3 protein-coding genes are annotated in these 6,955 nt (G+C 76.3%); all 3 read left to right on the top strand.

Going from position 1 to position 6,955, the window contains the following annotated elements:
• Window positions 1–2,309, top strand: a 2,309-nt coding sequence (locus tag KBY88_RS15930; protein ID WP_254940929.1) for a glycosyltransferase family 4 protein, incomplete at its 5' end; no start/stop codon positions are given.
• Window positions 2,310–2,320: 11 nt separating this feature from the next.
• Window positions 2,321–3,493, top strand: coding sequence for a UDP-galactopyranose mutase (glf, locus tag KBY88_RS15935; protein WP_254940930.1), 1,173 nt, complete (start codon window positions 2,321–2,323; stop codon window positions 3,491–3,493).
• A 16-nt stretch (window positions 3,494–3,509) separates the two neighbouring features.
• Window positions 3,510–6,836 carry a glycosyltransferase gene (locus KBY88_RS15940; RefSeq protein ID WP_254940931.1) on the top strand — a complete coding sequence of 1,109 codons (3,327 nt, stop codon included), beginning with the start codon at window positions 3,510–3,512 and terminating at the stop codon, window positions 6,834–6,836.
• Window positions 6,837–6,955: the final 119 nt, after the last annotated feature.

The following is a 6,955-nucleotide window of genomic DNA, read 5'->3' on the forward strand; positions in this document are numbered from 1 at the left end:
CGCGCCGGGTGGACGCCTTCCGCGGACCGAAGGCGCTGCTCGTCGCCGACACCCACCACCTGCGCTCCCCGATCCTCGGCATGCTGCGCTACATGGCGGAGGAGCGCTACGACCGGCACGTCCTGCTCTACGACCGGCACCATGCGGCGCTCATCGCCTCGGCCGGCATCGGCGCGCTCTTCTGGCAGCCGGGCCTGACCTTCCCGCACGACGACGCGGTGGTGCGCGCGGCGCGCCAGGCGCGGCGCGCGACGCGCCTCGCCTTCGTCGGCCAGGCCGGCCGGTTCCACCCGCGGCGCCTGCGCCTGCTCGAGGCGCTGGAGGCGCGCGGCGTGCCGGTGGAGTCGCGGGCCGTCGGGCAGCGCGAGGGGCTGGCCTTCTACGGCGCCTCGCTGCTCGGCTTCAACGCGAGCCTCAACGGCGACCTCAACCTCCGCGCGCTCGAGATCCTCGCCGGCGGCGCGGCGCTCGTCACCGACCGCCTCGCGCCCGAGGCGGGCCTGGACCTGCTCGGGACGGACGGCCGCGGGCTGATCGCCTACGGCGACGCGGCCGAGCTGGCGGAGCGGGCGGCGCGGGCGCTCGCCGACCCGGCCGGCACCGCGGCGATCGGCGCCGCGGGGGCGGCGTGGTTCGACGAGCACTGGTCCGCGGCGCGCCGCCGCGGGCGGTTCGAGGCGATGCTGCGCGACGGCCGGGCCGAGCCCGCGTTCGCGCTGCCGGCGCCGGGCACCACCGTCTTCTTCCCCGGCGACACCGACCGGCTGCTCGGGGCGGCGATGGTCTACGAGGGCCTGCAGGAGCTGCACCGCACGCAGGAGACCGTGCGGGTCGCGCTCGGCGCGGGCGTGCCGGAGGACTTCGCGGCGCTCTGCCGCACCCTGCCGCGCGTCGCGGTGGCGCCGGCCGACGCGGTCGCGGCGCCCGACCTGCTGGCGTTCAGCCGCGCGGCGGCGGACGTGGCGACGACCACCTCCGCGGACCGCCTCTGGTGCTGCGACGCGCTGCCCGGCGACTTCCCCATCCTGGCGGAGGCGCTGGCCCCCGCGGGCTACCGGCTGGTGAGCGAGGCCGTGGCCGTGCTCTGCCGCGAGGCGGCGCCGGCCGCCCCGCCCGCGGCCGCGTCCGGCCCGCGCGTGCTGCTCTTCACCGACGACCCCGACTCGGGCGGCGTGGCGCAGTACAACCACAGCCTGCTGCTCGGCCTCGCGGCCGACGGGCTGGAGGTCGCCTGCGCGCAGACGCGGGCCGAGAACCCGCTGGTCGCGGCCCAGCGCGCCGCCGGCGTGGCGCACCACTGGATCCCCTACGACACGCGCGGCGGCTTCGCGCGCACGCTCACCGACCGGGAGACGGCGGAGCGGATCTTCGCGGCGGCGCGGCCCGACCTCGTGGTCTTCAGCGACTGCTGCCCCGTCTCGAACCTCGCCGCGCGTCAGGTCGCGCTCGAGCGCGGCCTGCCCTACGTCGTCGTGGTCGGCTTCGTCGGCGCCTACCTCGCCGACCGCTTCCGCGCCGTCCTGCCCGCGCTCGCCGCCCAGTACGCGGCCGCCCGCGCGGTCGTGGCGGTCTCGGCGGAGAACCTCGCGCTCCTGCGCGCGCGCTTCGGCCTCGGGGCCGGGGCCGGCGAGGTCGTCCACTACGGCCGGCCGGAGCGGTTCTTCGCCCCGTGCGACGTCGCCGCGCGGGAACGGCTGCGGGCCGGGCTCGGGTTGCCGGCCGACGCGGTGGTCGCGTTCACCGCCGCCCGGCTCTCGCCCGTCAAGGGCTACGCCTACCAGCTCGAGGCCGCGCGCCGGCTCGCGGCCGAGCCCGCGGCGGCGCGCCTGCACTTCGTCTGGGCGGGCGAGGGCGAGCAGCGCGGCGAGCTCGAGGCGGCGATCGCCGCCGCCGGGCTCGGCGGCCGCGTCCACCTGCTCGGGCACCGCTGGGACGTCGAGGCCTGGTACGACGCGGCGGACCTCTTCGTCCTCCCTTCCGACCTCGAGGGCATGCCGCTCGCGATCATGGAGGCCATGGCCAAGGGCCTGCCCGTGGCCGCGACCGCGGTCAGCGGCATCCCCGAGGAGCTCGGCCCGACCGGCCGGCTGCTGCCGCCCGCGGCGGCCGGACGCGACGCGCTCGTCCGCGCGCTCGCCGCCGTCCTGCTCGAATGGACCCGCGACCCCGCCGCGCGCGCCGCCGCCGGCGAGGCCGGCCGGGTCCGCGCGCGCGAGCTCTTCCGCGAGGAGCGGATGGTCGCGCGCACCGTCGCCCTCGTCCGCTCCCACGCCGCCGCGCCCGCCGCGCCGCTGCGCGCCACCGCCTGACCCCCGCCCCCATGAAGGTCGACTTCCTCATCGTCGGCGCCGGCTTCACCGGCCTGACCCTCGCCGAGCGCCTCTCCAACGAGCTCGACGCCTCCTGCCTCGTCGTCGAGCGCCGCGGCCACCTCGGCGGCAACGCCTACGACGAGTACGACGCCCACGGGGTGCTCGTGCACGCCTACGGCCCGCACTACTTCCGCAGCGACCAGCCGGCGGTGGTGGATTACCTCAGCCGCTTCACCGGCTGGCGCCCGGCGAACTACCAGGTGCTCTCCTGGACGCGGAGCCGCTACTGGAGGTTCCCGATCAACCTCAACACCTTCGAGCAGCTGGTCGGGCGGACCGCGACGGAGGAGGAGTTCCAGGCCTACCTCGCGCGGGTGCGCGAGCCGGTGGACGCGCCGCGCAACTCCGAGGACGTCATCGTCTCGCAGGTCGGCCGCGAGCTCTACGAACTCTTCTTCAAGGGCTACACCGAGAAGCAGTGGCGGCGCTCGCCGGCGGAGCTCGACGCCTCGGTCTGCGGCCGCATCCCGGTGCGCACCAACCGCGACGACCGCTACCTGCGCGAGCGCTTCCAGGCGATGCCGGACCAGGGCTACACCGCGCTCTTCCGCCGGATGCTCGCCGGCTGCCGGCGCACGATGGTGCTGCTCAACGCCGACTACCGCGAGGTCCGCGCCGGGGTCGAGTGCGGGCAGGTGATCTACAGCGGGGCGATCGACGAGTACTTCGGATACCGGGCCGGCGTCCTCCCGTACCGCTCGCTGCGGTTCGAGGCCGAGCACTTCACCGCCGAGCAGCTCGCCGGCCGGGAGTCCGTCTCCGGCCGGCCGGGCTTCTGGCAGCCGGTGGTGCAGGTCAACTACCCGAACGACTTCGACTTCACCCGCATCGTCGAGGCCAAGCACGTCACCGGCCAGCGCTGCTCCGGCACGACCATCGTGCGCGAGTTCCCGCAGGATTACGCGCCCGGGGGCGAGGCCTACTACCCCGTGCCCAACGCCGCGGCCCGGCGCCAGTACGAGGCTTACGCCGAGCTCGCGGCCCGCGAGCCGGACACGCTCTTCGCCGGGCGGCTCGCGACCTACCGCTACCTCAACATGGACGAGGTCGTCGCCCAGGCCCTCGCCCTCGCCGCCCGGATCAAGGCGGGATGGGCCGACCGTCGCCGCCGCGTCGCCTGAACCGGAGCCTCCCGCCATGGACCTGCCTCCCGTCGCCGTCGTCATCCCCCTGCACAACGACGCCGCCACCATCGGCGCCTGCGTCCGCGCGGTCCTCGCCCGCACCGAGCATCCCGACTGGCGGGTGATCGTGGTGGACGACGGCTCGACCGACGGCGGCGCCGACCTCGTGCGCGGCCTGCCGCGCGTCGCGGTCCTCCGCCAGCCGCGCCGCGGCGCCGCCGCCGCGGTCAACGCCGGCGCCGCCGCCGCCCCCGGCTGCGATGTCGTGCGGCTGCACGCGGACGTCGTGGTCGAGACCGACGGCTGGCTCCGCCGCCTCGCCGAGGCCGCGCTCGCGCGGCCGGCCGCGGCGGTGGTCGGCGCGCGCCTGGTCTATCCCGACGGCCGCATCCAGGCCGAGGGCCGGCACTTCGTCTCCGGCCTCGGGCACCACCCGCAGCACACCCCGCGGCGCGCCTTCCAGCCCGACGGCGCGCCGACCGGCGTGCAGGAGGTGGACGCGGCGCCGGGCGCGCTCGCCTATTACCGGCGCGCGGTCTTCGACGCGGTCGGGGGCTTCGACGAGCGCTACGGGCCGGCGTGGATGGACGACGACGACTTCTGCATCGCGGCCCGCCACCGCGGCCACGCCGCCTACGTCCACGGCGGCGTCAAGGGCGTGCACTTCACCCGCGCGATGTCGCCGTCGCACCGCATCCTCATCCCCGAGACCGAGGTCGAGGTGAACAAGTTCGCCGGCCACCTCAAGGTCGCCTGCCAGCGCCGGCAGGCCGACTACTGGGAGGCGAAGTGGGGCTGGCATCCGGGCTACCCCGACCTCGGCGAGGTCCGCCGCCTCCACGGCCACACCGCGGTCTGCTGGCAGGTCGGCGAGGCCCTGCGCTGGCGGCCCGCGGAGGAGTTCCCGACCGTCGACTGCTGCCTCGTCACCTGCAACACGCGCGGCCTGCTCGAGCGCTGCCTCGCCAGCCTCGCGCGCACCGACTACCCGGCCGACCGGCTGCGCGTCTACGTCGTGGACAACGCCAGCACCGACGGCACGCCCGAGTACCTCGCCGAGCTGGCCCGCACCTACCCGTTCCCGCTCCACCCCGTCCGCCTCGAGGTCAACACCGGCTGCCCGATCGGCCTCAACTTCGCGGTCGCCGCGGGCGACGGCGAGCTGGTGGCGCGGCTGGACGACGACATCGTGCTGCCGCCGGACTGGCTGCGGCCGCTGGTGCGGGACCTCGCGCTCCGGCCGTTCGCCGGCTGCGTCGGGCCGAAGATCGTCAACGACGACGAGCGCCAGGCGATCCAGTGCGGGCCCTACCGGCATTACCCGTCGATCTACGGCCACGACGACGAGCCCGACACCGGGCAGGCGGACTACTTCGCGCGGACGACGCACGTGCGCGGCTGCTGCAACCTCTACCGCCGCGACGCGCTGCGCCGGAGCGGGCCGTTCGACGGGCGCTTCAGCCCGACGCAGTTCGACGACCCCGACCACCACCTCGCCGTCCTGCAGGCCGGCTACGAGATCCTCTACGACGGGCGCGTCCGCGTCCTGCACAAGCTCAACAACGGCCTCGGCCGCACCGCCGCGGCGGTCGCGAACCAGAAGGCGAACCAGGCCAAGCTCCAGGGCAAGTGGGGCGTGGACGCGTGGGAGGTGGTCGAGCGCAGCCTCGAGCTCTCGCGCGAGGGGCGCTACCTGCCGGACGACGGCGACACCTCGGCCTGGCTGGCGCTCGGACCGCGTCCCGAGGAGTTCCCCCGGCGCGTGGGCGGCCCGCTGGCGAAGGCGGGGGCCGCGCTCTTCGCGCCCTACGACGAGCTGGTGCGCGCCGACACGCGGCCCGACGTCGCGCGGTGGATCGACGAGCACGTCCTGCTCGCCGGCTACGCCGACCGCAACCACGCCCCGCGCATCGGACTCGACCTCCTCCACCTCGCGGTGAACCTCGCCCCCACCCACGCCGGGGCCCTCGCCCGCCTCGCGGCCGGCTACGCCGCGCTCGGCCAGGGCGCGCTCGGCCGGCTGGTCGCGGCGCGGGGCCTCGCGCTGCATCCCGACGACCCCGCGCTCCGCGCCGCCGCCGCCCCGGCGGAGCCCGCGGACGGAGCCTCCTCCTCCCCGCTGCGGCGGGTGGACGAGATCGGCGAGGACGCGGTGCGCCTCGGCGCGGCCGTGACGCGGCGCGTCCCGCGGTCCGGCGGCCTGCGCGTGCTGATGGTCAACACCTACGAGCCGCGGCTCGCCGGCGGCGACCTGCACCAGATGAAGAAGACGCGGCAGCACCTCGAGGCGCTCGGCCACGTCGTCGACGTCTGCTGCGCGCCGCGGCCCGACCCGCGCGGCTACGACGTCGTCCATGTCTGGAACACCTGGTTCCCGGCCCAGACCCTCGGCCAGGTCAAGGCGGTGCGCGCCTGGCGGCCGGAGGTGCCGGTCGTGCTCTCGCCCATCTTCTGGGACATGCGGGAGAAGTGCTGGGCGGACGCGGCGATCCCGGCGGTCTTCGCCGCCGGCGGGACGCCGGCGCAGCTCGAGGCGCGGCTGGCCGACGTCGCCTCCGGGAGGTTCGTGCACAACGGCCGCACCCGGCTCCAGCCCCGCGAGGCCAACTGGCGGGGCTACGACGCCTACCAGCGGGCGCTGCTCGGACTCGTGGACCACCTCCTGCCGCAGAGCCGGGCCGAGGTGGAGAACCTGCGCAAGGTGCACGGCGTCGACCTGCCGTTCACGCTCGTGCGCAACGGGGCGGAGCCGGACGTGTTCGCGACGGCGACGCCGGACGCCTTCGTCGCCGAGCACGGCCCGGGCGACTTCGTGCTCTGCGTCGGGCTGGTCGAGCCGCGCAAGAACCAGCTGATGCTGCTCCACGCCCTGCGCGACACCGGGCTGCGGGTCGTCGTGATCGGCCGCCACTACGACCGCCGGTACCACGGGCTCTGCCGCCGCCACGCGCCGCCGGGCACGCTCTTCCTCGACCACCTGCCGCACGAGCGGCTCGCCTCCGCCTACAAGGCCGCGCGGGTGCACGCGCTGCCGAGCTGGATGGAGTGCGCGTCGTTCGCGCACGTCGAGGCCGCGCTGGCGGGCTGCTCGCTGGTGGCGAGCGACCGCACCTCGGAGCAGGAGTACTTCGGCCCGCAGGCGCGCTACTGCGACCCGGCGGACGCCGGCGCGATCCGCCGCGCGGTGCTCGCCGCCTGGGAGGGCCACGCCGCGGGCGCGGCCGGCCGGGCGCGGCTGGTCGAGCGCTTCCGCACCGACTTCACCTGGCCGCGCGCGGCCGCCGCCACGGTCGCCGGCTACGAGGCGGCGCTGGCCCGCCGCCGCGCCCGCGCCGCCTGAGGCCCGCCGCCGTGCGCCGCATCCGCCACTGCTTCCTCGACCAGTGGGCCGGCGCACGGGAGGACGCGGTCGCCAACGCCGCGCGCGCCGCGGCGCGCGACCTGCGCCCGCTGGTCGCC

Source organism: Cyanobium sp. Morenito 9A2 (assembly GCF_024345575.1).
Classification (GTDB): Bacteria; Cyanobacteriota; Cyanobacteriia; order PCC-6307; family Cyanobiaceae; genus ATX-6F1.

Excerpts from the sequence above, each read along its gene's own strand:
- KBY88_RS15940 (WP_254940931.1), top strand. The coding sequence starts at position 3,510 with ATGGACCTGCCTCCCGTCGCCGTCGTCATCCCCCTGCACAACGACGCC.
- glf (WP_254940930.1), top strand. The coding sequence starts at position 2,321 with ATGAAGGTCGACTTCCTCATCGTCGGCGCCGGCTTCACCGGCCTGACC.